The 26,015-nt window shown below is 62.9% G+C and carries 22 protein-coding genes; 12 read left to right on the plus strand and 10 right to left on the minus strand.

The genetic code is table 11. The annotated features are described in order from the left end of the window. The first annotated feature begins 116 nt into the window (after positions 1–116). Complete coding sequence (locus DSC91_RS25680) at positions 117–1,619, plus strand: sensor histidine kinase (protein ID WP_115781437.1); 1,503 nt, start codon at positions 117–119, stop codon at positions 1,617–1,619. Between the two features lie 72 nt (positions 1,620–1,691). Here DSC91_RS25680 and DSC91_RS25685 read toward each other — a convergent pair whose 3' ends face one another. The 7 genes from DSC91_RS25685 to mnmC all read right to left on the minus strand — a co-directional run bounded on the left by DSC91_RS25685 (position 1,692) and on the right by mnmC (position 10,973). Beyond that, positions 1,692–2,216 (minus strand): SET domain-containing protein, encoded by a 525-nt coding sequence (locus DSC91_RS25685; RefSeq protein WP_115781438.1) that lies wholly within the window; start codon positions 2,214–2,216, stop codon positions 1,692–1,694. Between the two features lie 220 nt (positions 2,217–2,436). Beyond that, positions 2,437–3,549, minus strand: a complete 1,113-nt coding sequence (locus DSC91_RS25690) for an NADH:flavin oxidoreductase/NADH oxidase (protein WP_115781439.1) — start codon at positions 3,547–3,549, stop codon at positions 2,437–2,439. Positions 3,550–3,622: 73 nt separating this feature from the next. Continuing rightward, entirely contained in the window at positions 3,623–4,336 is a 714-nt protein-coding gene (locus DSC91_RS25695; RefSeq protein WP_115781440.1) for a glutamine amidotransferase, read from the minus strand. A gap of 128 nt (positions 4,337–4,464) precedes the next feature. Further along, positions 4,465–5,103: a MarR family winged helix-turn-helix transcriptional regulator gene (locus DSC91_RS25700; RefSeq protein WP_115781441.1), complete on the minus strand. Its 639-nt coding sequence runs from the start codon at positions 5,101–5,103 to the stop codon at positions 4,465–4,467. 537 nt (positions 5,104–5,640) lie between these two features. Continuing rightward, positions 5,641–6,756, minus strand: a complete 1,116-nt coding sequence (locus DSC91_RS25705; RefSeq protein WP_115781442.1) for a YbdK family carboxylate-amine ligase — start codon at positions 6,754–6,756, stop codon at positions 5,641–5,643. 146 nt (positions 6,757–6,902) lie between these two features. After that, positions 6,903–8,108, minus strand: coding sequence for a cation:proton antiporter (locus DSC91_RS25710; protein ID WP_115781443.1), 1,206 nt, complete (start codon positions 8,106–8,108; stop codon positions 6,903–6,905). A gap of 897 nt (positions 8,109–9,005) precedes the next feature. Then, positions 9,006–10,973 carry a bifunctional tRNA (5-methylaminomethyl-2-thiouridine)(34)-methyltransferase MnmC2/FAD-dependent 5-carboxymethylaminomethyl-2-thiouridine(34) oxidoreductase MnmC1 gene (gene mnmC, locus DSC91_RS25715; protein ID WP_115783503.1) on the minus strand — a complete coding sequence of 656 codons (1,968 nt, stop codon included), beginning with the start codon at positions 10,971–10,973 and terminating at the stop codon, positions 9,006–9,008. Between the two features lie 415 nt (positions 10,974–11,388). Between mnmC and DSC91_RS25720 the strand changes: the two genes are divergently transcribed. Further along, entirely contained in the window at positions 11,389–11,667 is a 279-nt protein-coding gene (locus DSC91_RS25720) for an HU family DNA-binding protein (protein ID WP_006050811.1), read from the plus strand. 117 nt (positions 11,668–11,784) lie between these two features. Here DSC91_RS25720 and DSC91_RS25725 read toward each other — a convergent pair whose 3' ends face one another. Together DSC91_RS25725 and DSC91_RS25735 are read right to left on the minus strand one after the other, a co-directional pair. Then, complete coding sequence (locus DSC91_RS25725) at positions 11,785–13,113, minus strand: GTP-binding protein (RefSeq protein ID WP_115781444.1); 1,329 nt, start codon at positions 13,111–13,113, stop codon at positions 11,785–11,787. Positions 13,114–13,269: 156 nt separating this feature from the next. Continuing rightward, positions 13,270–13,716, minus strand: coding sequence for a lytic transglycosylase domain-containing protein (locus DSC91_RS25735; RefSeq protein WP_115781445.1), 447 nt, complete (start codon positions 13,714–13,716; stop codon positions 13,270–13,272). Between the two features lie 516 nt (positions 13,717–14,232). Here DSC91_RS25735 and gspD point away from each other — a divergent pair. Genes gspD through gspF form a run of 3 tightly spaced genes read left to right on the plus strand, consistent with a single transcriptional unit; the run spans position 14,233 to position 19,323 of the window. Further along, positions 14,233–16,536, plus strand: coding sequence for a type II secretion system secretin GspD (gspD, locus tag DSC91_RS25740; protein WP_115781446.1), 2,304 nt, complete (start codon positions 14,233–14,235; stop codon positions 16,534–16,536). Next, positions 16,533–18,101, plus strand: a complete 1,569-nt coding sequence (gspE, locus tag DSC91_RS25745; protein WP_115781447.1) for a type II secretion system ATPase GspE — start codon at positions 16,533–16,535, stop codon at positions 18,099–18,101. Before gspD ends, gspE begins: the two co-directional genes overlap by 4 nt. A 4-nt stretch (positions 18,102–18,105) precedes the next feature. Further along, entirely contained in the window at positions 18,106–19,323 is a 1,218-nt protein-coding gene (gene gspF, locus DSC91_RS25750) for a type II secretion system inner membrane protein GspF (RefSeq protein ID WP_115781448.1), read from the plus strand. A gap of 61 nt (positions 19,324–19,384) precedes the next feature. Here gspF and DSC91_RS25755 read toward each other — a convergent pair whose 3' ends face one another. Then, positions 19,385–19,798 (minus strand): type II secretion system protein N, encoded by a 414-nt coding sequence (locus DSC91_RS25755; RefSeq protein ID WP_115781449.1) that lies wholly within the window; start codon positions 19,796–19,798, stop codon positions 19,385–19,387. 159 nt (positions 19,799–19,957) lie between these two features. Between DSC91_RS25755 and gspG the strand changes: the two genes are divergently transcribed. The 7 genes from gspG to DSC91_RS25790 all read left to right on the plus strand — a co-directional run bounded on the left by gspG (position 19,958) and on the right by DSC91_RS25790 (position 25,995). Further along, positions 19,958–20,422, plus strand: a complete 465-nt coding sequence (gene gspG, locus DSC91_RS25760; protein ID WP_115781450.1) for a type II secretion system major pseudopilin GspG — start codon at positions 19,958–19,960, stop codon at positions 20,420–20,422. Positions 20,423–20,445: 23 nt separating this feature from the next. After that, on the plus strand, positions 20,446–21,024 hold the full coding sequence (locus tag DSC91_RS25765; RefSeq protein WP_115781451.1) for a GspH/FimT family pseudopilin: 579 nt from the start codon (positions 20,446–20,448) through the stop codon (positions 21,022–21,024). Between the two features lies 1 nt (position 21,025). Further along, positions 21,026–21,442: a type II secretion system minor pseudopilin GspI gene (gene gspI / locus DSC91_RS25770; protein WP_115781452.1), complete on the plus strand. Its 417-nt coding sequence runs from the start codon at positions 21,026–21,028 to the stop codon at positions 21,440–21,442. Beyond that, complete coding sequence (locus tag DSC91_RS25775; protein WP_115781453.1) at positions 21,420–22,097, plus strand: PulJ/GspJ family protein; 678 nt, start codon at positions 21,420–21,422, stop codon at positions 22,095–22,097. Before gspI ends, DSC91_RS25775 begins: the two co-directional genes overlap by 23 nt. Positions 22,098–22,992: 895 nt before the next feature. Further along, on the plus strand, positions 22,993–24,036 hold the full coding sequence (gene gspK / locus DSC91_RS25780; protein ID WP_115783505.1) for a type II secretion system minor pseudopilin GspK: 1,044 nt from the start codon (positions 22,993–22,995) through the stop codon (positions 24,034–24,036). A 28-nt stretch (positions 24,037–24,064) separates the two neighbouring features. Next, the gene (gene gspL / locus DSC91_RS25785; protein WP_115781454.1) at positions 24,065–25,495 is read left to right on the plus strand and encodes a type II secretion system protein GspL; all 1,431 of its coding nucleotides are present in this window, start codon (positions 24,065–24,067) and stop codon (positions 25,493–25,495) included. After that, positions 25,492–25,995 carry a type II secretion system protein M gene (locus tag DSC91_RS25790; protein WP_115781455.1) on the plus strand — a complete coding sequence of 168 codons (504 nt, stop codon included), beginning with the start codon at positions 25,492–25,494 and terminating at the stop codon, positions 25,993–25,995. The genes gspL and DSC91_RS25790 overlap by 4 nt, the downstream gene beginning before the upstream one ends. Positions 25,996–26,015: the final 20 nt, after the last annotated feature.

Below are 26,015 nucleotides of genomic sequence, written 5' to 3' on the forward strand. Positions count from 1 at the left end.
CGGCCTGACAGCGCCGGGCCGGCGCCGCGCACCCGGTGCGCAATTCGCCGGCATCCGGCGAATTTTCACGGTGCCGCGGTGATTCACGCCGTTGCCTCTTTTCCACGCGTTCGATCATGCCCCAGCCGGCCGCCAATAGTCTGCGCCGCACGCTGCTGCGGCGCCTTGCTGCTCCCCTTTCGCTGCTCGCGCTGATGAGCGGCCTGATCGCCTACTGGCTGGCGTGGCAATACACGCAGCATGTGGTCGACCGGTCGCTCGCCGACCTCGCCACCGCGATCTCCAAACAGATCCAGATTGCCGGCCCCGACGCCAAGGTGACGGTGCCGCCGCTCGCGCAGGCCATGTTCTCCGACCCGATCGAACAACTCGTCTATCGGATCAGCAACGGCGAAACCGAAATTGCCGGCGACCACAATCTGCCGCTGCAAGGCACCAGCGTGCGCCGCATGCACTACGCGTACGTATTCGAAACGCAGCACAACGGTGTGACGGTACGCGTGGCGCAGGTCCGCGTCGATCAGCCCATCGGCAATCCGATCGTCGTCGAAGTCGGTCAGCCGGTACATCACCGTTTTCGCATCGCTGCCGAGTTTCTGGTTGCGATCATGATGCCGCTGCTATTGCTGCTGCTGGCGGGCTGGGTGATCGTGTGGCGCGTCGTCAATCAGCAGCTCAATCCGCTGACCGATCTCGCGGACTCGCTGAACCGGCAAACCCACACGTCGCTCGAACCAGTGGACGAAACCTATGTTCCGGTTGAGATCCGGCCGCTCACCGGCGCGTTGAACGCGCTGCTCGACCGTCTGAAAACCGCCCTCGACGGCCAGCGCAAATTTATCGCCGACGCCGCGCATCAGCTGCGCACACCGCTCACCGCCGTCAAGCTGCATGCGGAACAGGCGGCGGTCGCGCGTGACCCGCAGCAGACGCTCGCCGCGGTCCGTGAATTGCGCGCGGCGGCTGACCGCGCCGTGCGGCTGTCGAACCAGTTGCTTTCGCTGGCGCGTGCGGAGCCGGGCGAGCAGGCTGCACGTTTCGTCAACGTGGATATGGCCGCCCTGGCGTTCGATACGGGTGCGGAATGGGTGCCGCGCGCGTTGACTTTCCACGTCGACCTCGGCTTCCAGCGCCTCGACGATCCGGGCAACGATCAGCCGCTGATGGCGCGCGGCAATCCCGTGCTGCTGCACGAAGTAATCGCCAATCTGCTGGATAACGCGCTCAAGTACGTGCCGCCTTCGCGCTTCGACGGCGGCCGCATCACCGTGACGGTGTCGCAAACCGTGATCGACGATCTGCGCATGGCCGAGATCGTCGTCGAAGATAACGGGCCGGGCGTGCCACTCACTCAGCAAGCCGATCTGTTCAAACGGTTCTTCCGCGGCGACGGTCAGAGCGAAGCCGGCGTGGATAGCGGTGCCGGCCTCGGTCTCGCGATCGTGCACGACATCATGGTGCTGCATCGCGGCAGCGTGCATTACGAAGATGCGCCGGATGGCGGTGCGCGTTTTATCGTGCGTATTCCGCTGATACCGGCCAGCGTTCAGCGCGACGCCGATGCCGACGTGCGGCGTCCGGCAAAAAAATCGGCGCACTCGGCGCCGATCGATATGTGACTCTGCAGGGGTTCATGCCACTGCCACGGGCTGCCTTGAGTTCACTCATGTCTGACTCAGGCAGCCCGCATTTCATTTCTTCTTCGCTTTTTTCGCGGACGTCCTGGCCTTCTTCACCGTCTTGCCGGACCCGGAAGCGCCCTTCTCTTTCTCCGCCGGCGCCAGCATCGTGCCGCGGCACTTGCGCGCGCCGCAGCGGCATTCGTATTCCTTCTTGAGCTTCTTGGTCTGGCGCGCGTCGATGACGAGGCCGTAGTCGTAAAAGACCTCCTCACCCTCGGCGATGTCGCGCAGCGCGTGCACGTACACGTGGCCGTCGATCTCTTCGGCTTCGCAGTTCGGCGAGCATGAATGGTTGATCCAGCGCGCGCTGTTGCCATGCACTTTGCCGTCGATCACCTTGCCACTGTCGAGTGCGAAATAGAACGTGTGATTCGGTTCGTCCGGATTATGCGGATGACGGCGTAACGCTTCTTTCCAGGAGATCCGCTCACCCTTGTATTCGATCAGCCGTTCGCCGGCCGCAATCGGCTCGATGGCAAACACGCCTTTGCCGTGCACACCCGAACGGCGCACGGCGATCCTGCGTGAACTCATTGAATGAATCCTTGTGAAGAACTAGGGGTGAAGATCCGGCAGCCGCCGAAAATGCCCGCGTCTGACGCGCTGCTTTTTCCGACGCGGATAGCAAACGCGGCGCCTTGCGAGCGCCGCGTCGACCTGCGACGCTCATGCGCCACATCCGGCATCCTACACGCTCACCACGGCTTCGTTCAACCGTCAATAAGACGTGCGCGCGCACGGCGCGTTAGCGGGTTCACCGTTGCCCAAAAGAAATCTCGCCGAACAGCGCTTTTTGCTCACGCGGTTGCGAACGCCAGTACTGCGGCGGCGCTTCGACCGTCGCGCCGAGTTGCGCCGCGGCATGCCACGGCCAACGCGGGTTGTACAGCAGCGCGCGAGCCAGCGCGATCAGATCGGCGTCGCCTTCTTCGATGAGTTGTTCGGCGTGCAGCGGATCGGTAATCAGGCCCACGCCGATGGTAGTCAGGCCGGTGGCCTGTTTGACGGCCCTCGCGAAAGGAATCTGATAGCCCGGCTCAAGCGGAATCTTCTGCAAAGGCGAGACACCACCGGACGACACGTCAATCCAGTCGCAGCCGCGTTTTTTCAACTCCTGTGCGAACGCGATGGTGTCCTCGAGCGTCCAGCCGCCTTCAACCCAGTCGGTTGCCGAAACACGCACGCCAACCGGTTTATCGGCGGGAAACGCGGCGCGCACGATGTCAAATATCTCGAGCGGAAAGCGCATGCGGTTTTCCAGCGAACCGCCGTAGTCGTCGCTGCGCTGATTGGCGATCGGCGACAGGAACTGATGCAGCAGATAACCGTGCGCCGCGTGCACTTCCAGGGCGTCGACGCCGAGACGCGCGGCGCGGCGCGCGGAGGCCGCGAACGCTTCGCGAATCCGGTTCAGTGCGGGTATGTCGAGCGCGAGCGGCGGCTCTTCACCCGCTTTGTGCGGCAACGCCGACGGTGCATGCGGCAGCCAGCCGCCTTGCGACACCGGAATCAGTTGCCCGCCTTCCCAAGGCACGTGACTCGACGCCTTGCGCCCTGCATGTGACAACTGCATGGCGACGCGAATAGACGAATGCTTGCGGATCGCAGCCAGAACCGGCTTCAGCGCGGCTTCGGTCACGTCGTCCCACAGTCCGAGATCGCCGGGCGTAATGCGGCCATCCGGTTCGACGGAAGTTGCCTCGATGCACAGCATGCCGGCGCCGGATAACCCCATGCTTCCGAGATGGATCATGTGCCATGCCGTCGCCTCGCCACGTTCGGCGGAATACTGGCACATCGGGGAGACGACGATACGATTGGGAAGCGTCACGCTACGCAGCGTGAGCGGGGAAAAAAGCGCGCTCATGGATTACGCCCAGTAGAAACCCGAGAGCGATCGAGCATAGCACCGCGAGTGATTGTCTGCAGGCGCCCGCGGATCAGGGTTTCAGCTCGACCTGATCGAGCCACTCGCCGAACATCCGGCGCGCGGCGACTTCCAGCGCCGGACCGAACTGCGCAGTCTCCGCGCGCAACTGACGTGCATCGATACCGTGGCCGGCGATCTCACCGGCGTTGCCGATCAACCAGGGCTCGAACCGGTCAGCGCGAATCTCCGGATGACATTGCAAACCGAGCACGTGACCGCCCCAGGCGAACGCCTGGTTTTCGCAGGCAGGCGTCGAAGCGAGACGCGTGGCGTTGTCGGGCAGATCGAAGGTGTCGCCGTGCCAATGCAGCATCGACGTGTGCGCGCCGTCCAGATGATGTACCGGCGAAGCGCGACCTGCGTCGGTGAGCGTAAGGGGCGTCCAGCCGAGTTCGGTATGGCCCGCGGGATAGACGCGCGCACCGAGCGCACGCGCAATCAATTGCGCGCCGAGGCAGATGCCGAGCGTCGGCAAACCGGCGGCAATGCGTTTTTCAATCATGGACAGCAACGGGACGAGCGTCGGGTAAAGCGCGTCGTCGGTTGCGCTGATCGGCCCGCCGAGTACGACCATGAGCGATGCGGCAACCGGGTCCGGCGCTTCGATACGGGCAAAGCCGACATCGAGATAGCGCACTGGACGCCCCCGCTCGCCGAGCTCCAGTTCAAAACTGCCCAGATCCTCGAAGTGCACGTGGCGAATGGCCAGAACTTCGCGATTCATCAGCCTGTCCCACCTTCAGGTTGCCTAAAGACTTGCCGCTACACCGCGCAAAACGGCCGGCAGACGGCGATCGCCGCCCGCCGGTACACGGCTTGGCAGTGTAGCGGATTGTCCCAGGAAAAGCCGCCTTATTGGGCGAAGATCTTCCAGGTCTTCTTTTGGGTAGCGACGTCGGCCACTTCGTACACCGAGCAATCGAGACGCAGATCCGTATCCGACATCTTCATGTCGAGCAGCGCGCAGTGATGCGGCGCCTTCTTCGGATTCTTGCTCGGCTCGAAGTGCGAGCAGCTCAGGCACATGCGGTGCGACGGAATGGTGCCTTGCGCTTCCAACTGGTGGATGGTCTTGAGCAACGTGCGATAGAACAGCGTCTGCTCTTCTTCGCGCAGCGTGCCGACTGCTTTGGCCAGGAAGTCCGGCCATTGCGCAGCGCGCTTCGCGGCGGTGCGGCCCCGCGCCGTCAGACGAACCGCGAGGGCGCGGCCGTCGTCAAGGGCGCGGCGCTTTTCGACCAGGCCTTTGGTTTCGAGCGTGCTCACGGCATCGCTCGTGGTCGCGGCAGTCAGGGCCGTTTCGCGGGCAATTTCGCCAAGACGCATTGGGCCCTTGCGTTGCATCAGCAAGACCAGGATTTCGCCCTGGGTCGGCGTAAGGCCTGCGCCTTCCGCCCATTCCCAAGCCTGGCTCCGCATGGCCGTGCTCAATCGCAATAGGCTGTGGGTCACTCGCCCGGTTGCCTGTTCTCCGTATACGCCTTCGCTCATAGTCTTCGTTTGGTTTATTAAAGCTTGCGTGCGATGCCGGCAAACTGTTGCCGAACACGCTCGTAGCCTGTGTGGGGTAGCCTCGCCCAAAAGCAGGCGAGACGGTTTCTACTATCTCAAAAATTTACCGCCTTGCAAGCCAAAGGCGACGGAAACGACATTCTATGCGAGACCGGCCAATCGTACAGCTAAGTTATCCAACGCAAGCTGTGGATAACCATGGGAAAACACCGGGGATGGCGTGTGTGTCGATTCTTGATAAGCGACTTGCCACCTCAGTCCTTACCAAAGTTGTCCTCGTTTACCGGCACCGATGCGCCTCGGATCAGCCCAGTTATGGTTTACGTAGCGCATTGACTTTTCAGGGAATTATTCAGTTGTCCACAGGCAGATGCAATGCTTGTTAACTACTACTACTTTTGTATACGTAAATTTTTGAAAAACCTGAAGCCCCCCGAGCTGGAAATTTATTTACGAAAAAAAACCCGCACGAAGCGGGTCTTCCTGACGGTTTAACGTAAGCAATCCTGTCTCTCGCTAGGCTCGCCACTGCAGGCACTGCTGCCTGACGGCTTCGTGCAAGGACTTTTCCTGCTCAAAGACGCCGCGCAGCCATGTCGCGTCATTGACCTGACCACGCGCGATCGCACCGATTTCGGCGAGCGCGTTGCCCGAACCCAATGCTTCGGCGTGCGGTGCAATCAGATCCAGCGTTTCGAGGATGTCTTCGGAAATCGTCTTGCGTTCGCTCGTTTGCGGATTGATGCAGTTGCCCGCCAGACCGAAACGGCAGGCTTCGAAGCGGTTAAACGTATAGACGAGGTAATCGTCTTCCTTCGGCGCGATCGGCTTGTCGAGCAGCAGATGCCGGGCAAGGGTCTGGATGTAGCAGGCAATCGCCGCAGCGCGATCCACTGAAAACGGCGTATCCATCACCCGTACTTCGATCGTGCCGAAACCGGGCTTCGGCCGGATGTCCCAGTAAAAATCCTTCATGCTGTTGACCACGCCCGTGTGGACCATCTTCGAGAAATATTCCTCGAAACTGTCCCACGTCAGCACGAACGGCGCGCGGCCGGACAGCGGGAACGCGAACACGGAATTCAGTCGTGCCGAATGAAAACCGGTGTCGACACCTTGCACGAACGGCGACGAAGCGGACAACGCGATGAAATGCGGAATGAAGCGCGACATCGAATGCAGCAGATACAGCGCGCTGTTCGGATCCGGACAGCCGATGTGCACGTGCTGGCCGAACACCGTGAACTGCTTGGCGAGATAACCGTATAACTCGGAAAGATACTGAAAGCGCGGCGTGTCGACGATTTGCCTTTCGCTCCATTGCTGGAATGCGTGCGTGCCGCCGCCGCACAAGCCGACGTTCAAGCGGTCGGCCGCGGACACCAGTGTGTCGCGAATCTTGCGCAAATCGGTGACGGCCTGTTCATGCGTCGTACAGATACCGGTCGACAGCTCGATCATGCTTTCGGTGATCTCCGGCGTGATGTTGCCGGGGATTTTTTCGTCCTTGATGAGGCGCAGCAGATCCGAGCCGGCTTTGGTCAGGTCATAGTTATGCGTATTGACGATCTGCATTTCGAGTTCGACACCGAAAGTGAACGGTTTCGAATCGATGAAGGGTTCGAGTGACATGGCGTCCCCTGAGTCAGGTCGGCCGGCGTGTGTCACATGTCTGTGTCACACGCCGGCCGTTTTTGAATCGAATAAGCTGGAAAAAGCACGCAAATCAGGCGCGTCAAGGATCAGGCATCGGGCAGCGGCGTGCGCTTACCGCGCGCTTACTCTTCGCGCCGTTCAGCCACCAGCGCCAGGCTGCGATACACGAGCCACGGCCCGAGAATCTGCAGCACGAAAATCGAACACATCACGATCGCTCGCAGTTGCGGATCGAAATTCGGATAAAGGTTGTACGTATCGTCGACGAGCAGGTATGCGAGTGCCGACATGGGCGATAAGGACAAACCCAGGGCCATGCCCTGCTTCCAGTTCAAGCCACTCGGCTTGGCAAAGGCCATCACGCCCACCAGTTTCGCAGCCAGACGCGCAACAATCAGACCCAGCGCCGCGACACCGCCGAGCGCAATGTCTTTCCATTCGAACGAAGTCAGCGTGAGCACGAACAGAATCACGGTCAGCAACCAGCCGGCCGTACCGAAATGTTCCGGCCACAACTGCGGACGCGCCTCAAGGTTCTTCACGATGATGCCCGCAGCCAGCAACGCCAGAATGGTGGAAAGCTTGAACACATGCGCCACGGCGATGGCCAGCAGCACGAGGCCGAACAGCGCGACGAACGAATGCTCGTCCTGCATGTTCAGGCGGCGATAAAAAAACGTGCAGGTGCGCGCCAGCAGATAGGCCAGTACGAGCGAGCCGACCAGCAGATACAGCGGCTGCAGAATCGTGGCGTATACGTTGCCGTAAACCTCCTGATGCAACCAGCTCGAGACGAGCTTTTCGATCACCACCGCGTACATGCTGTTCAGCGCCGTAAGGGTCAGCAAACGCTGGGTGACCTGGCCTTCCGCGCGCAGCTCGGTTTTGAGCTGGATCACCATCGCCGGCGAAGTCGCCATGGCGATCGCGGCGAGCACGGTTGCCACCATCAGCGGCACGTTCAGGAACAACAAAACCGGCAAAACGAGCGCGAACGTCAGCGTGGCCTCGGCGACGCTCGACAGAATCAGCCAGGGATTGCGGCGAATCCAGCGCAGATCGAGCCGGCTACCCAGTTCGAACAGCAACAGACCGAGCGCCACGTCGAGCAGCGGCCGTGCGGCGCTCGCGGATTCCGCGTCGATCACGCCGAAACCGGCTGCGCCTGCGACCAGACCAATGACCGCGTACCCGGAAATGCGTGGCAAACGCCATGCGCGATAGCACAGTTCACCGCACAGACCCGCGGCGAGCAATGCAAGACCAGCCCAAAAAATGGCGTCGGGTGTAAGCGGCCAGGCTGGAAAAAATGAAAACGCCGACTTCATCGTGATGGGTTCTCCTTGGCAGCAACGGCAGACAACACGAACCGGCGCAAACACCGGCGAGCGGATGAGCGCATGAGATGCTCACTGTCGCGATCGCTTCGCGTGACCCGCGTTGCGAGTTTTCAACGATCGGATGATCTGAATGAGCCGCAGCCGCGAGGGGCGCAGCGCATTCTGGGGCGGCCGCAGCAACCGGCCCGGGACGGTGAAAGAACGCCGTCGACTTTGAATCAGATTCTGATTGAGAGGCACCGTTCCGTTACAGCGTGTGCCGGCGGCGACGAGGCACGATGCGGAAAAGAACGGCGATTGTGCCATAGCTTTTTCTGACTTGACCGAAAAGACAGGAACATGCAGTCAAAACGGTAAAAACGTACGTTATCTTCGCGTGGGGAGGAAAAAGCGACCGTTTTAAAAACGGGTCGGGCTCTCATAGCGTACAGATTTGACGTTGCCGATGTGTTTCCTGGGACTCAGTTGGCGGCGTTTTCTTCCAACTTTCGACGCTTCGAGCTCAACGATCGCGCTCGATCTGGGGGACGGCCTTTCTGTTTACAGGTTTACTGTATGTATACGTAGTAACAGTTAACAAAGTGCCTCGTTTTCTGTGGATAACCCCGGTTTACCGAATCAATTCATTGGGTTGCCGTTCGCATAACAGGATGCACAGCGTGTGCGGCGGCGTCGGGTATACGAGGGTAACTTTTCGCGTTTTTTGCCGGCGGCAAAGTTACCCCGTTTACGTCCACAACGGTTCCACACGAGTTGCACGGGTAAACGGCGCGGTTATCCACATGTTTCGGTGGATAACTTCTTTAGCTGACGATGGTTGGCCGAGCGCGGTTAACCGGCGCGGTTGACGGGTTAACGGGTTAACAGGCTGACGGGGTAAGGGGCTTAACTCACCGTGCCTTGACGCAACGCACGCAAGAGGAAGCGAGCAGGATCGATGTCCTCGGCCAACTCCCGTTCCAGCGGCCACGGCTCGCCTTCGATCTGCGAGGCGATCAACTCTGCTCCGAGTGCCGCCCATACCAGACCGCGGGAACCGTAGGCGAATGCGCCATACAAGCCGTCGACGCGTGGTAGATCGAGCGGCCATGCGCCACGCAGGCGCTGGGCGTCGCGGGCAGAGGCCGATTCGTCGGCGAAGTTGCCGATCATCGGCATCCGGTCGCTTGTGACACAGCGAAACGCGACGCGCCCGGCGAGCTCCGCCGCCTGTCCCCGGTCGATGACGCCTTCAAAGGCCGGTAGCATCTGCGCGACGCGCGCCAGGTTTTCCAGATGTCCGTCGGGTCGCAACGCGGTGTCAGGGTCGTCGAGTTCGTAGGTCGCGCCGGTCAGCGTGACACCGTCGGCCAGCGGAATCGCGTAGCCTTCGCCAATAACCGGCATCCCGAGCCGAGGTACGGTGCCCGACGGCAGCAAAGTCAACTGGCCGCGGATGCTGCGGGTCGGCGCATGCTGCAAGCCGGCGAGCCGCGCGGCGTCGTGCGCGCTCGCGACAATGACCACCGGCGCGCGCGCGATGGCCTGCCCCGTCGCGTCGAAGACGCTCCATTGATTGCCGGACCGTTCGAGGCGCGCTACGTCGACCCCGAAGCGGCGTTCGAGCAACCCGCCTGCGGCTGCGCACTGTACGGCGCAAAGCGACGCGGGGTCGATCCACCCGCCTTGGGGAAAGAGCCATCCGCTTTGCGCGAGCGGCATGCCCGCGAGCCTTTGCGCTTCGGCGAGCGAAACGGGCGTCACATATTCCGCCGGGTAACCGAACGCTGCGATGGCCTCGCTCATCGAGCGTGCTTCGTCGTCGTCCGCTGCGATTTGCAACAGCCCAGGAGCGCCGCGTAGCGGACGATCGCCAAGCCGCTCGAGCGCGGCCCAGCGTCTGAGCGTGTAGAGAAAGCCCGCACGCGTGACGCGCGAAGCGACACTGTCGTCGCGCGAGATCATGGGATGGAACACGCCGGCCGGATTGCCCGAGGCGTCCTGGGCCACCGACGCGTGCCTTTCCAGCGACGTGACGCGCCAGCCGCGGGCGGTCAGCCGCTCGATCGCCGCGCAGCCGGCGAGCCCGGTGCCGATCACGATCACGTGCCGCTCGTCGACTTCAAGCGGCGCGGGCGGCTCATAACGGCGCACGCGCCAGCGTGGCGCGAAATGGCCGACCAGCATCGCGCGTTTCCAGCCGAAGCCGTCGACTTTTTGGTACACAAAGCCGTTTTGCGTCAACGCGCGTTTGATGTCGCCGGCACTGCTGTACGTCGCGAACGTGGCGCCTTCGCCGGCGAGCCGAGCAAGCGCCTTGAAGATCGCGGGCGTCCACATTTCGGGGTTCCGGGCAGGTGCGAAGCCGTCGAGATAGAACGCGTCGGCCCGCAACCTCAATGCCGGCAAGCTGTCCGCGGCATCGGCGAACACGAGCGTCAAGGTGATTCGTCCGCCCTCGAATTCGAGCCGGTGCGAACCGGGAACCAGCATCGGCCATTCAGCGGCTAGCGTCTGCGCAAGCGCGGCGATCTCCGGATCCGAAATCGTCTTCGCGTAGACGCTGCGCAAATCGGTTTGAGTAAACGGATGCCTCTCGGTCGAGACAAAGTGCAACCGTTCGCAGCGCGCCGGATCGGCGCGCCATGCGGCCCACGTCATCAGGAAGTTGATTCCCATGCCGAAGCCGGTTTCGAGCACGGTGAAGATGCGGCGGTCCCGCCACCGCTCCGGTAGCCGGTTGCCGCGGAGGAAGACGTATTCAGCCTGTTCGAGACCGCCGACAGCGCTGTGATAGATGTCGTTGTAGCGCGGCGAAAAAGGCGTGCCGTTGCCACGAAATGCGAGGACGGCGGGGATCAGCGGATCGGTCATGCGCGACGGAAAATGACGCTCGAAAGAGCGGGTCAGACGGTACCGCCAGCGCGCGCAGCTCGCCGGGCGGCGAAAAAGACGCGCTGCAACGTTGGCAAAAACCAACGCTAAGCCCCGTCCATACTGGGTTTCAGCCTTCGATTGAGGTCCAGGAAGAGGAAAAGGAAGGGTTTCCCCTCAATATCTGCCCTAGAACCGCTTAAATCTTCGAAACCCTTATCCTGATTGGGTTTGCGCTGCGCTATCATAGCAAGCGCCGCGAAGGGAGCGGCAGCACGGCCGACGGGCAGTCATTGCCCGGCGCTAACTGTCCGGAGGGGATCCGGAGCCGCAGCTGCTCGACGGCGCGGCCCGCGCACGTATAATCGGCGCGTTCGCGCTGTTCGTGTCAACCTAAACTCAGAAAGGAACCTTAATGAACAAACAGGAACTGATCGACGCCGTCGCAGGACAAACCGGCGCCAGCAAGGCTCAAACCGGTGAGACGCTGGACACGTTGCTCGAAGTGATCAAGAAGTCTGTGTCGAAGGGTGACGCGGTCCAGCTGATCGGCTTCGGCAGCTTCGGTTCGGGCAAGCGCGCAGCACGTACGGGTCGTAACCCCAAGACCGGCGAAACTATCAAGATCCCGGCCGCCAAGACCGTCAAGTTCACGGCTGGTAAGGCGTTCAAGGACGCGGTCAACAAGCGCTAAGCAGATTACTGCCTGGCAGTTGACACCCGCCGACGGCGGGTTTTTTTTCGTCTGCGATTTCTGTCTAGCCGCGACGAGCGTCGCGGCTAGACAGTTGGCGCCAGGCGGGCTGGTTGCTCAAGCTTTGTCGTGGCGATGCACGATCTCGCCGTGGCCATGACCGTCGTGATCATGATGTTCGTGGTCGTGATCGTGTTCGTCTTCGTCGAAGTCCCATGCCGGGAACGGATCGGTGAACTGTTGCCAGGCTTGCGGCCCCGCCGCGTATTCCTCGTCGGTCACGAGGCATGCGTCGAACTTCGCTTTCCAGACAGCCGGGTCGATGCCGACGCCGATCATCACCAGTTCCTGACGGCGATCGCCGATGCTCAGATCGTCCGGATCGCCGAACCAGTCGGCGGCAATTTCGGCGGCCAGTTCGTCATCGCCGTCCGGCCATTCGCTGCGATCCTGAGCGGCCCACCACATTCCCGCCGGACCATGCCGACAAGCCCCACCGGCCTGCGACAGCGATCCGGCGATGTCGTTGCGCGTTGCGAGCCAGAAGAAGCCCTTGCTGCGCAAGACGCCCTTCCACTCCTGATGCAGCAACGCCCACAGACGCTCCGGGTGAAACGGCCGCCGTGCGCGGTAGATGAAATTGCCGATGCCGAATTCGTCCGCTTCACCGTGATGGGCATGGCCGTGTTCATGGTCATGCTCATGGTCGTGATTGAGCGACGCGAGCCAGCCCGGTGCGCTCGACGCCTCGTCGAAATCGAAGCGCCCGGTGTTCAGCACTTCCGCAAGCGGCACCTCGCCGAAACGGCTCACCACCTGCACGGCGCGCGGATTGATGCGGGCAAGGATGCGCTGCAAACGCGTGAGTTCATCCGCGCTTACCAGATCGGCCTTGTTCACCACCAGCACGTCGCAGAATTCAATCTGCTCGATCAGCAATTCGACCAGCGTGCGGTCGTCTTCTTCGGTCGCGGCAATGCCCCGCTCGGAGAGCGCGTCGGCCGAACCGTAGTCGCGCAGGAAGTTGAACGCATCGACCACCGTCACCATCGTATCGAGCTGCGCCACGTCGGACAGCGACGCGCCGTCGTCGTCGACAAAGGTGAAGGTTTCGGCGATCGGCATCGGCTCGGCTACGCCGGTCGATTCGATCAGGATCGCATCGAAGCGCTTTTCGCCGGCGAGCCGCTTGATCTCGACCAGCAAGTCGTCACGCAGCGTGCAGCAGATGCAGCCGTTCGACAGTTCGACGAGTTGCTCCTCGACATGCGAAAGCGCGGCAGCGTCGCGCACGAGTGTTGCATCGATATTGACGGCGGCCAGATCGTTGACGATCACGGCGACGCGCAAACCGGCGCGATTCGCGAGGATGTGGTTCAGGAGCGTGGTCTTGCCGGCGCCCAGAAAACCGGAGAGCACGGTGACGGGCAATAGCGGCTGGTTCATCGCAGTACGGAAAAACAAGAGGATTGGAAGGCGTGCCGGGTTGGGGTCGCATGACTCCGGGGCCGGAAGACGGCCGAACACCGACGGCAGCACGAAGCCGCATTGTGCATCAAACGGGAAGCGGCCGCGCGACGGGCCGGATCGGGAGGTGCGTACTTAGTGTGCAGCCGGCATCAGATTCCACTTGCGCAGGATCGCGGCGATTTGCATCGCATACTTATCACGCAGGGCCGGCGTCTCGGAGTGGTACGCGCCCACCGCCTGCCAGGTATTGCCATACTTGTTCATCTGGCGGCGCAGATGCCACGCCGCTATGTAGACGTTCTTGCAAGGCTCCATCAGCGTGCCTTGCGAGATGCCGTATTGCGCGAGTACGGGCAGATGGATCGAATTGATCTGCATCACGCCGTAGTCGGTCGAGCCGTTGGCGTTCTTATGCTGCGCGTCCGGCCGATTGTGCGACTCCTGCCACGCAATTGCGCGCAGAATCAATGGGTTGACCTTCTGATACTTCGCTGCTTCGTCAAAGCAGTCGGCGCGCGCCTGCCCTGCTGCGATCAGCACGGCAAGTCCTGCGGCGACGGTGACGAAGGTTCGTTTCATCAGTCAAGACGACTAAGTAAATCGCAAGGGTAAGGCATGGTAAGGAAAAACATCGGCCATAGTCCAGCCGCTGAAAGCCGGTGAGGCTCGCTGGACGGGCTTTCGTCGGGCATCGGGGAAAACCCGTGTTGACCAATCACAACCAGCACCTCGAACGGCTCGTATCATACCGGCAGACTCACATGCGTCAAGTTGGCTAACCGACATAATCAAGCGTAAAACGAAGCGTTTCTGCGGCTCGGCGCACAGATGCGCATTTGCTTTCAATTGCTTGACAGCCTGCGGCGGTCTTTAGAGTAATCGCACGGAGCTGTTCGTTTTGTGACAAATCCGACATGAAAAACTGTTACTGTTCCTTTCTTTTGGACATTGGAGGTCCGGCATCGAGGGCGGTGATCGTCCATGAGGCTGGCTGGCAGACCGACAGGGCGGCGGGCTGCTCAAATGTTCGCACTGCATGACCTTCGACGGCTACGGCCGTCGGCATCGATCCCACATTCCATGAGAAGAAATCGTATGGCATTGCGTCGCGTCGCAACGGCGCTGCTGGTGGCTGGATTGATCACCGCGCAGACAGCACAGGCACAGGTGACACTCAACTTCGTGAACGCCGATATCGACCAGGTGGCCAAGGCGATCGGCGCGGCGACCGGCAAAACGATCATCGTCGACCCGCGCGTGAAGGGTCAGCTGAACCTCGTGTCGGAAAATGCAGTGCCTGAAGATCAGGCACTCAAGACCTTGCAGTCCGCCTTGCGGATGCAGGGCTTCGCACTGGTGCAGGACCACGGCGTACTGAAGGTCGTGCCCGAGGCCGATGCCAAGTTGCAAGGCGTGCCGACCTACGTCGGCAATACGCCGGTGGCGCGAGGCGACCAGGTGGTCACGCAGGTGTTCGTGCTGAAGAACGAATCGGCCAACAACCTGCTGCCGGTGTTGCGTCCGCTGATCTCGCCGAACAATACCGTAGCGGCCTACCCGGCCAACAATTCGATCGTCGTGACCGACTACGCCGACAACGTGCGGCGCATCGCGCAGATCATCGCGGGTGTCGATACGGCGGCGGGCCAGTCGGTGGCGGTCGTGCAGTTGAGGAACGCCAACGCGATCGACATTGCCGCGCAGTTGACCAAGATGCTCGACCCCGGCGCGATCGGCAGCACCGACGCGACGCTCAAGGTGTCGATCACCGCTGATCCGCGCACCAACTCGCTGCTGATCCGCGCGTCGAACGGTGGCCGGCTCGCGGCTGCCAAACAACTGGCGAAGGAACTCGACGCGCCGACTAGCATGCCCGGCAACATGCACGTCGTGGCGCTGCGCAATGCGGACGCAACGAAGCTCGCCAAGACCTTGCGCGGGATGCTCGGCAAAGCCGGCGACACTGGCTCGTCGGGTGGGTCTACCGAAGCGAACTCGTTCAACCAGAGCGGCGGTGGCGGGCTGGGCAGCAATTCGACAGGCACCGCGGGTACGCCGCCGCTGCCGTCGGGTGGACTCAACAGCAGTTCGATGTCTTCACCATTGGGTGGCGGCGCCGGCGGCGGATACGGCTCGAACAGCGGCGCCGGTTCCGGCGGCCTGCTGGGCGGGGACAAGGACAAAGGCGACGACAATCAGCCGGGTGGCATGATCCAGGCGGACTCTGCAACCAACTCGCTGATCATTACGGCGGCCGAGCCGGTGTACCGCAACCTGCGGGCGGTGATCGACCAGCTCGACGCGCGGCGCGCGCAGGTCTACATCGAGGCGCTGATCGTCGAACTGAACTCGAATACGAACGCCAATCTCGGCATTCAGTGGCAGGTCGCGAACAATTCGATCTTTGCCGGCACCAACCTTGTCGCGCCCGGCGGCAACAGCAACAGCATCATCAACTTGACGGCGGCCGCCGCGGCGACGGGCGCCACCGGCGGTCTCGCCGGGGCGCTCGCAAGCAACGGAGGGATCCAGCAGGGGCTCAACGTCGGCTGGATTCACAACATTTTCGGCGTGCAGGGACTCGGCGCGCTGTTGCAGGCGCTGTCGCAGACCTCGGACGCGAACGTGCTGTCGACGCCTAACCTCATCACGCTGGATAACGAAGAAGCCAAGATCGTCGTCGGTACGAACGTGCCGATCCAGACGGGCTCGTATTCGAACCTCACGAGCGGCACCACGAGCAACGCGTTCAATACGTACGACCGCGTCGATGTCGGTCTGACGCTGCACATCAAGCCGCAGATCACCGACGGCGGGATTCTCAAGCTGCAGCTCTACACCGAAGATTCGGCGATCGTGAACGGCACGACCAACGCGGCGACCAACCCGGCCGGCCCGGAGTTCACCAAGCGTTCGATCCAGTCGACGGTGCTCGCCGATAACGGCGAGATCATCGTATTGGGCGGCCTGATGCAGGACAACTACCAGGTCAGCAACAGCAAGGTGCCGCTGCTCGGCGATATTCCCTGGCTCGGCCAGCTATTCCGCTCGGAACAGAAGACCCGCGCCAAGACCAACCTCATGGTGTTCCTGCGCCCCGTGATCATCACCGATCGCGATACGGCGCAGGCCGTGACGTCGAACCGTTACGACTACGTCCAGGGCATGACGGGGGCGTACAAGTCGGATAACAACCTGATCAGGGACAAGGACGATCCGGTGGTTCCGCCGATGCCGCTCGGCCCGAGCCAGGGCGGTTCGCCCGCGATGAACCTGTTCAATCTCGACCAGATGCGCCGTCAGCAGATGGCGCCGCCGCCGGCCACGAATGGCGGCGCTGTCCAGACGAACCCGGTACCCGCGGCACCGTCCACGGCGTCGCCTGGAGCGCAGCCGTGAGCACGCCGTCCACGCCGCCGTCAGCTTCGGGGTCGCCCGCAGCGGCGCGAGCCGGGGCAGCGACGCAAGCTTCGGCGAATTCGCCCGCGATCGTAACGGAGCATGCCGAACGCATCGCGCCGTCTGCAGTCGCCGCGCGCCTCGTGCCCTACGGCTTCGCCCGCGGCGGCCAGATCCTGGTCGCGCATCAGCATGCCGACAGCCTCGAAGTCTGGATCAGCGAACGCACCAGCGACGCGGCGCTGGCCGAAGTCGCGCGCAACTTCGGCGCGTTGTCCGTAGTGCGCGTGCCGGCTGACGAACTCGCGCTTGCGATCAACCAGGCGTATGCGCGCCAGGACGGCAGCGCGGCGCAGGTGGTCGGCGAAGTGGAAGGCGAAGTCGATCTGTCGCGTCTGATGCAGGACATTCCCGAGATCGAGGATCTGCTCGAATCGGAAGACGACGCGCCGATCATCCGCATGATCAACGCGCTGCTCACGCAGGCCGCGCGCGAACAGGCCTCGGATATTCACATCGAGCCGTTCGAGATGTCTTCGGTGGTGCGTTTCCGCGTCGACGGCACGTTGCGCGATGTCGTGCGGCCGAAAAAGGCGCTGCACGGCGCGCTGATCTCGCGGATCAAGATCATGGCGCAGCTCGACATTGCCGAGAAGCGTCTGCCGCAGGACGGCCGGATCACGCTGCGCGTGGGCGGCCGTCCGGTCGACGTGCGTGTCTCCACGCTGCCGACCGGCCACGGCGAGCGCGCGGTGCTGCGTCTGCTGGAAAAGGACGCCTCGCGCCTGAACCTCGAAGCGCTCGGCATGGCGCCCGACACGCTCGTCAGGTTCGACCGGCTGATCGGCAAGCCGCACGGCATCGTGCTGGTGACCGGGCCGACCGGCTCGGGCAAGACGACCACGCTGTACGCGTCGATGTCGCGGCTCGAAACCGCGACCACCAACATCATGACGGTCGAAGACCCGATCGAATACGACCTCTCGGGCATCGGCCAGACGCAGGTCAACGAGCGTATCGGCATGACCTTCGCGCGGGCGCTGCGCTCGATTTTGCGGCAGGACCCGGACGTCATCATGATCGGTGAAATCCGCGACCTGGAAACCGCGCAGATCGCAGTGCAGGCGTCGCTCACGGGCCACCTGGTGCTGGCGACGCTGCACACGAACGATGCGGCCTCCGCCGTGACCCGTCTGACCGACATGGGCGTCGAGCCGTATCTGCTGGCGTCGTCGCTGCTCGGCGTGCTGGCGCAGCGGCTGGTGCGGCGTTTGTGCCCGGTGTGCCGCGAAGAGCGCGTCGAGGAAGATGGCAGCGTGCGCTGGCATCCGGTGGGTTGCGACAAGTGCGGGCAGTCGGGCTATGCGGGCCGGCGCGGCGTCTACGAACTGCTGCTGATCGACGACGACATCCGCACGCTGGTTCACCGCAACGCATCCGATGCGGAAATTCTGGCGTCGGGCCGTGCGCAAGGCATGCGCACGTTGCGTGAAGACGCGGACCGCTGGCTCACCTCCGGGCTGACCTCGCTCGAAGAAGTGATTCGCGTGACGGGCGGAGCATAAGCGCATGCCGGCATTTCGTTTCGAAGCGATCGATGCGGCGGGCAAAGCGCAGAAAGGCGTGCTCGACGCGGATAGCGCGCGCGGCGCGCGGACCAACCTGCGCTCGCAAGGATTGACGCCGCTCGTCGTCGAGCCGGCGGCGACGCGCACACGCGGCGAGCGCAATCAACGCCTGTCGCTGGGGCGGCGTTTGTCGCAGCGCGAGCAGGCGATTCTCACGCGGCAGCTGGCCAGCCTGCTGATCGCCGGCCTGCCGCTCGACGAAGCGTTGTCGGTATTGACCGAGCAATCGGAGCGCGACTACATCCGCGAGCTGATGGCGTCGATTCGTGCGGAAGTGCTCGGCGGCCACTCGCTTGCGAATGCGCTGACGCAGCATCCTAAAGACTTCCCCGAGATCTATCGCGCGCTGGTGGCGGCCGGCGAACATACCGGCAAGCTCGGTCTCGTGCTGTCGCGTCTGGCCGACTACATCGAGCAGCGCAACGCGCTCAAGCAGAAGATCGTGCTCGCGTTCACCTACCCGGCGATCGTGACCCTCATCGCCTTCGGCATCGTCACGTTTTTGCTGAGCTATGTGGTGCCGCAAGTCGTGAACGTGTTCGCCAGCACCAAGCAGCAACTGCCGATCCTCACCGTCATGATGATGGCGCTGTCCGGTTTCGTGCGGCACTGGTGGTGGGCGATGCTGATCGGCGTGGCCGTGCTGGTGTACCTGGTGCGCTCGATCCTGAAGCAGCCTGGTCCGCGCCTCGCTTTCGACCGGTGGCTGTTGACCGCCCCGCTGCTTGGCAAACTCGTGCGCGGCTACAACACCGTGCGTTTTGCCAGCACGCTCGGCATTCTGACGGCGGCGGGCGTGCCGATCCTGCGCGCGCTGCAAGCCGCGGCCGAAACGCTCAGCAACGTCGCGATGCGCGAGAACATCGACGATGCGATCGTGCGGGTACGTGAAGGCACATCACTGTCGCGCGCGCTCGGCAATACGAAGACGTTTCCGCCGGTGCTGGTTCACCTGATCCGTTCGGGTGAAGCGACCGGCGACGTGACGACCATGCTCGATCGTGCGGCCGACGGTGAAGCACGCGAACTGGAGCGTCGCACGATGTTCCTGACGAGCCTGCTCGAGCCGTTGCTGATTCTGGCGATGGGCGGTGTGGTGCTGGTGATCGTGCTGGCGGTGATGCTGCCGATCATCGAATTGAACAACCTGGTGCAGTAAGGCGGACAGCTGAAGCCAGGCGGAACGCCTGGGTTAGCGAACGTAAATCAGCGCACGCAGATCAGCGAACGTAGATCGTAGGACCTGCCGGGTTGGCCGGCAGGAACACTTCGGAATGCGCGCCATTGCGGTCGATGATGATCGAGCGGGCGCGGACTTCGGAGAGTTTGGCGCCTTGCATGAGCGTGCTGCCGAGCGATACCGCATGTGGCGGTTCACCACCGACGCTGACGATGGCCGCGGCCCCTTCCCCCAACGCGAGGATGCCGAATAGATGAACGTCCTGGTTGGCGTTGCGGGTGAGCTGGCCGCCGAACAGCGTAGCGGCCTGGTCGGTCGAGACCTGTGTATGCGCGGCGGCAGCGGGCAACGGCGCGCCGGACGTCGTGGAGATCGTGATGACCCAGTAGGTCAGCGTCGCGCAGAATACGGCGAACAGCGCGAGCGACAGAAGGCGGATTTGGATAGCGTTCATGCGGATATTGTACGGACTATTGTGAAAATTGCGTTAGGTTGGAACCCTTCAAGTACATGACATTAAAATGACCGGCCGGGCGTGTTCAATGGCACCGTGATTGCCTGACACGCGAATTCCGCCCGATCGAAAATTCCACCTGAAAAGAGGTAGCAAGCTATGCAACTGTCGACCCTTCGCCGTCATGAAATCGCGGGTCCGCGCAGCCGTCGTCAGCGCGGTTTCACGCTGATTGAAATCATGGTCGTGATTGCGATTCTGGGCATTCTGGCCGCGCTGATCGTGCCGAAAATCATGAGCCGTCCGGACGAAGCGCGGCGTGTCGCCGCCAGGCAGGACATCGGCACCGTGATGCAGGCGCTGAAACTCTACCGTCTCGACAATGGCCGTTATCCGACGCAGGAACAAGGTCTGCACGCGTTGATCGAAAAGCCGAGTACGGACCCGGTGCCGAACAACTGGAAGGACGGTGGCTACCTCGAACGTCTGCCGAACGATCCGTGGGGCAATAGCTATCAGTATCTGAACCCCGGCGTGCATGGCGAGATCGACGTGTTCAGTTATGGCGCCGACGGCAAACCGGGCGGCGAAGGCAACGACGCCGACGTAGGGTCGTGGCAGTAGTTGGATCGGTCGTGGCCGGCACTATGCGACTGTCCGCTTGCAGGTCCCGTGTGGACACTCCGTGTACGGCGTCGCCGCCGGGCATGGCGTGCGTCGGCGCGCGCATGCGTGGCCGGCGTGACGCACGTGGTTTCGGCTCGGGCGGCCCGAAGCGCGCGGCGGGTTTCACGCTGCTGGAAATGATGGTGGTGCTGGTGATCGCGGGCATTCTGGTCTCGCTGACCGCCCTGACCATGACTCGCAACCCGCGCACCGATCTGAACGAAGAAGCGCAGCGTCTCGCGCTGCTGTTCGAATCGGCCGGCGACGAAGCTCAGGTGCGCGCACGGCCGATCGCCTGGCAGCCGCTCGATGGCGGCTTCCGTTTCGATCTGCGTACTGAAGACGGCTGGCGTCCGTTGCGCGACGACCTGCTTGGGCCACGCAACTGGGAAGGCGGCGTGACCGGCGTCACGATCAACTACCCCGGGTCGGACTCGCACCCGAGCCGCGTCGTGTTCGGCACTGAAGCGATCGACGTGCCCGTGCAGATCACGCTGTTTTCTGCGGCGGGACGCGCGACGATCGTCAGCACGGGCGATGGCCGCTATGAGGTGCACTGAGATGCGTCGTTGCAGGGACAGAGGCGTTCGCAAGATTGACCACGGCGCGCAGCGCGGTTTTACGATGATCGAAGTGCTGGTGGCGCTGGCGATCATCGCGATTGCGCTGGCGGCGTCGTTGCGCGCGGTGGGGAGCCTGGCGAACGGCGAAGCCGATTTGCATCGACGGCTGCTGGCGGGATGGAGCGCGGACAATACGCTGGCGCAGCTGCATTTAACGCATGGCTGGCCGAACGTCGGCTCGACGAGTTTTGACTGCTCGCAGGGCAATCTGGAATTGATCTGTACCGAGCATGTGACGGCGACGCCGAATCCGGTGTTTCGTCGAGTGGAAGTGACGGTGACGGCGCCCGGGCGTTCCGGCAATCTCGCCCAGATGGTCACGGTGGTCGCGAATGAAAACAACCGTTCGCTCTGAGCGCCGCGGCCGATCGGGCGCGCGTGGTTTCACGCTGATCGAGTTGCTGGTCGCGATCGCGATCATGGCGGTGATTGCCGTGCTGTCGTGGCGCGGGCTTGACCAGATCATCCGGGGCCGGGAGACGATCACGAACGCGATGGAAGACGAGCGCGTTTTTGCGCAACTGTTCGACCAGATGCGGATCGACGTGCGCCAGGCCGCATCGGATGATGAGTCCGGGCAGGCGGCGGTGTCGGTTAGCGGCAGCGTGCTGCAGATCGTGCGGGAGATGGTGTTGCCGGGAACGGCGCCGCGTTTGCAGGTGGTGAGGTATCGCGTGTCCGAGGGGCGCGTGGTGCGGTACGCGTCGCCGCCGCTGGCGAATGTCGGTGAGTTGAGGAGCGCGCTGCGCGGCGGCGAGGGAGAGGGCTGGACGGCGGTCCCTTTGATGGGGGGCGTCGGTGCTATTTCTGCTCGTCTTTATGTGCCGAAGGTAGGCTGGACCACGCAGATGAAGGATGTGCAGAGTGCGATTACGGAGAACGACAATAATTTGAAGGTGCCCCAGTTGGGGAATGCGCCGCTGCCGCGGTCGGTGACTGGGCTGGAAGTGAGTGTTGGGGCTAAGTCGTTGGCGCGGCCTGTTATGCGGGTTTTTCTCGTCGGAGAGTGAAATGAGGGTTTCTTTTTTGTCTCCGCGATGTTTGGGTTTATTGTCTTTGCGACGCGCTGGCGTTGGGCTTTTCTTGGGTTTTTTGCCTGCTGCCTGGCGTGGTTGTCTGCGCGCTTGCGGCGTTGGCCTTTCCTTGTTTTCTTATTGGTCTATTAGTGTCGCCCCTGTGCGGGGCAGGCACCTACTTTTCTTTGCCGCCGCAAAGAAAAGTAGGCAAAAGAAAGCGGCTCAAACCGCTAATGCTAAGCGGGCACCGTGGCCCAGAACCGCCAGTGGCTCCGTGGAGTCAGTGTCCGCGTCCCTGCACGCGCCAGTGACAAGGGCGTCATACCTCCCGTCTCGCACGACGTGCTCGCCGGAAGAGCACTTCAAAAAACCAGTGGTGCACCTGGTCCCACTCCGTTCGCAATTGCTGCCTTGCACTTCGAGCGCTTGCGCAACTCGCGACCAACCAGGCGGGCGCCTCGCCGAGGCGAAGCCGACGGCTTCCGCGACGCGGGAACTCGGCCACTGGTTTTCTGAAGTACTCTTCGGCGCGCGTAGCGTCGCCGGAAGAATGACGCCCTTGTCACTGGCGCCGAATGTGAGAGAACACGGATTCCACGGAGCCACTGGCGGTTCTGGGCTACGGTTCCCGCTTAGCATTAGCGGTTTGAGCTGCTTTCTTTTGCCTACTTTTCTTTGCAGCCGGCAAAGAAAAGTAGGTGCCCCCCCGCACAGGGGGAAAGCTAATAAACCAATAACAAAACAAGGAAAGGCCAACGCCGTAAGCGCGCGGACAAAAGCGCCAAGCGGGCAAAAAACCCAAGCAAACACCACCACCGCAAGCAAACAACCCAGCGCCGCGCAGGCAAACCAACAGCAAGCGCCGCAGGCAAACCAACGCGGAGCAGCAATCATCAGCGCCCTGCTAGTCGTCGCGCTATCGGCGATATTAGTATCGGGCATGCTCTGGCGCCAGCAAGTCCAAATCCGAAGGATAGAAAACCAACGTCTCCTCTCGCAGGCGCAATGGGTCGCCCGCGGCGCGCTGGACTGGACGCGCCTGATCCTCCGCTCGGAGGGCGACACCTCGGCAGGCATCACCTACTTAGGCGGTCTATGGGGTGTCCCCATCGCCAAAACTCGCCTGTCGGATTTCCTCGGGCAAATCGGTGAAGTCAGAGCCGAGCAAGGCCAGGCGACCTATCTCTCCGGCTCGATCGAAGACGCCCAGGCGAAATTCAACCTCCGCAATCTGGTCTCGAGCCCAGCGCCGGGCGTCATGCAGATCAACACGGAGCAGATCGGCGCCTACCAGCGCCTGCTGGTATCCCTCGGCGTGAATAGCCAACTGGCCAAGAACACCGCCGTGCAGATGCGCGCAAGCCTCGCTCAATCGGCGACACGGTTTCAGACCGTTACGTCCATCACCGGATCGTCGGCGGCTCCGATCACCGCGGGCGGCGGCGCCACGAGCGGCAGCTTCACGGACAAACCCGGTATCGAAGACGGCGACGACAACGCGGCGGTCGCGCCGCTGCAAATGACAAGTGTCGATTCATTGCTCGATATCCCCGGCTATACGCCGGAAATGATCGCGCGCTTGCGGCCGTTCGTCACCGTGCTGCCGACGGTGTCGGCAGTCAATATGAATACGGCCTCCGCCGAAGTGATCGCGGCAATCGTGCCGGGGATGAATCTGTCCTCTGCGCAAGCCTTCGTCGCGCGCCGGCAGACAGTGTTTTTCCATAACGTCAGCGATGTGCAACTCGCCTTGCGCGGCGCCGGCGTACAGTCGGTCGCGATCGATTCGACTGAAATGGATGTCAACACGAACTATTTTCTGATTCACGGCCGCGTGCAGCACGAACGCGCGGAAGTGGACCGCACGACTCTCGTCTATCGCGACGGATTGACTCACACTACGCGTATCGTGCGGGTACAAGACCAACTATGAATAACGCCTTTCCCAGAGAGAGTGGCCCTTGAGCACGCTGATCGTTCTATTGCCGCCGCGTGATCCGGCGGTGCCATCGCAGGAATGGCAACTGCCGGAGCTGCCGTTCGTGCTGCTCGACAAGTCGGGCCGCACCCAACGCGCGGGCCGCTCGGCGCTCGTGCTGCTGCCGCGCGCTACGTCGACGGTGCTGATGATCGCCGCCCGCGACTTGCTGATGATGCCCGCCAAGCTGCCGCCCTTGCGCGGCCCGAGGTTGCGTCAGGCGTTGCCGAATGTCGTCGAGGATCAGCTGATCCAGGACCCGCAAACCTGTCACATCGCCGTCGATCCGCAACCGGTCGCGGGGGGGAGGCAGTTGCTCGCGATCATCGATCGCGGCTGGTTCCGCTTCATCTGCGAGGCGTTTGCTGCCGCCGGCCACCGCAGCGTGCGCGCGGTGCCGGTCACGCGCTGCCTGCCGCAAGCGGCCGCACTCGACACACCCGTCGAAGTCGCCGAGACGGTCGGCGCAAGCGAGCCGGTCATGGCGGGCTCGGCGAGCATGACAACGTCGCTGCCCGGCGTGGCGCCGGAGGGGGCGCCAGGCGCCGCATCGGCGGTGCCGATGGTGCCGATGGTGGCGGCCGTGCTCGGCGCCGTCGTCCAGACCGCGCCCGCCTTGCTGCTTGGGAGTGCGGTCGAAAGCGCGGTCGTCAACGGTGCGCCGCGCGTCGAACTGGCTATCGCGCGCGGTATGCAAGGCGAGGGGCTGGCAGTGCCGGCTAGCGCCGTGAACGGGACACTCAGCGCGCTCGCCGGCGCGGCGCCGATCTCGCTGTACATGCTGACGGAGGTGCCCGGCAACGAGCCGGGTCTTGCTGCGACCAGCCCGGCGAAGCTCGCTGCCCATATCCATGGGGCCAGCCCGCTGCCGTTCGAGCAACTCGCACGCCGCGCGCTGGCGTGCCGCTTCGACCTGTGCCAGTTCGAGTTCGCCTCGCAGCCGTGGCGGCTCGACCGCGCGACGCTGCGGCGTCTGCGCCTGCCGGTCATGCTGGCGGTGGCCGCGCTGGTGATCGCGATCGTCGGCGCGAACGTGCAGTGGCTGATGCTCGCGCGCCAGCGCGACGCGATCAACACGCAGATGACCGAACTGCTCCTCAATGCCTTCCCCAAGACGACGGTCGTGCTCGATGCGCCCGATCAGATGTCGCGCCAGTTGCAACAGTTGCGGGTGGCGGCAGGCGAGTTGTCACCGGACGATTTTCTATCGCTTGCCGACGGCCTCGCGCGTTCGTTGGCGCCGGTGCCGGTCAACGGCATCGCCGCGCTCGACTATCACGACCGGCGGCTCGACGTGACCTTCAAGCCCGAGGTGAAACTCGATCCCGATTTCGCCAAGCGCCTCGCTCGCAACGGCCTGAGCGGCGCGATCGACAGCAATACCGGCAAGTGGACCATCAGGAACGGACAATGAAAGCTGAACTTGCCCAAAGCTGGGCTGGATTCTGGGACCAGCGCACCGAGCGCGAAAAAACGCTGCTGGCATGGGGGGGCGGCGTCCTGGCCGTGGTGATCGCGTGGTCGGTGCTGTGGGCGCCGGCGCAGGATGGCCGCGCGCGTCTGCATGAATCGCTGCCTGCCTTGCAGCGCCAGCTGGCGCAGATGACCGCGCAGTCGAGCGAAGCCCGCCAGCTTTCCGCAGCGGCGCAAGGTGTCGCGCCGACCGGCGCGGCGCTGAAGGACGCGCTCACCGCCTCGCTCGGCGATCACGGCCTTGCCGCGACCCAGGTGCAGGTGATCGGCAACGTGGTGCAGATCCAGATGAAGAACGTGGCGTTCCCCGCGTGGACGAGCTGGGTCGACGATGCCCGCAAGCAGTTCAAGGTGCAGGTCGCCGAGGCGCATGTGAGCGCGCTCAAGGAAGACGGCCAGGTAGATCTGACGGCGTCGATGCAGCCGTCTACCGCGAAATGACCGCGCCGTTACAGGATTTC

The sequence above is a fragment of the Paraburkholderia caffeinilytica genome, assembly GCF_003368325.1.
Taxonomy (GTDB): Bacteria; Pseudomonadota; Gammaproteobacteria; order Burkholderiales; family Burkholderiaceae; genus Paraburkholderia; species Paraburkholderia caffeinilytica.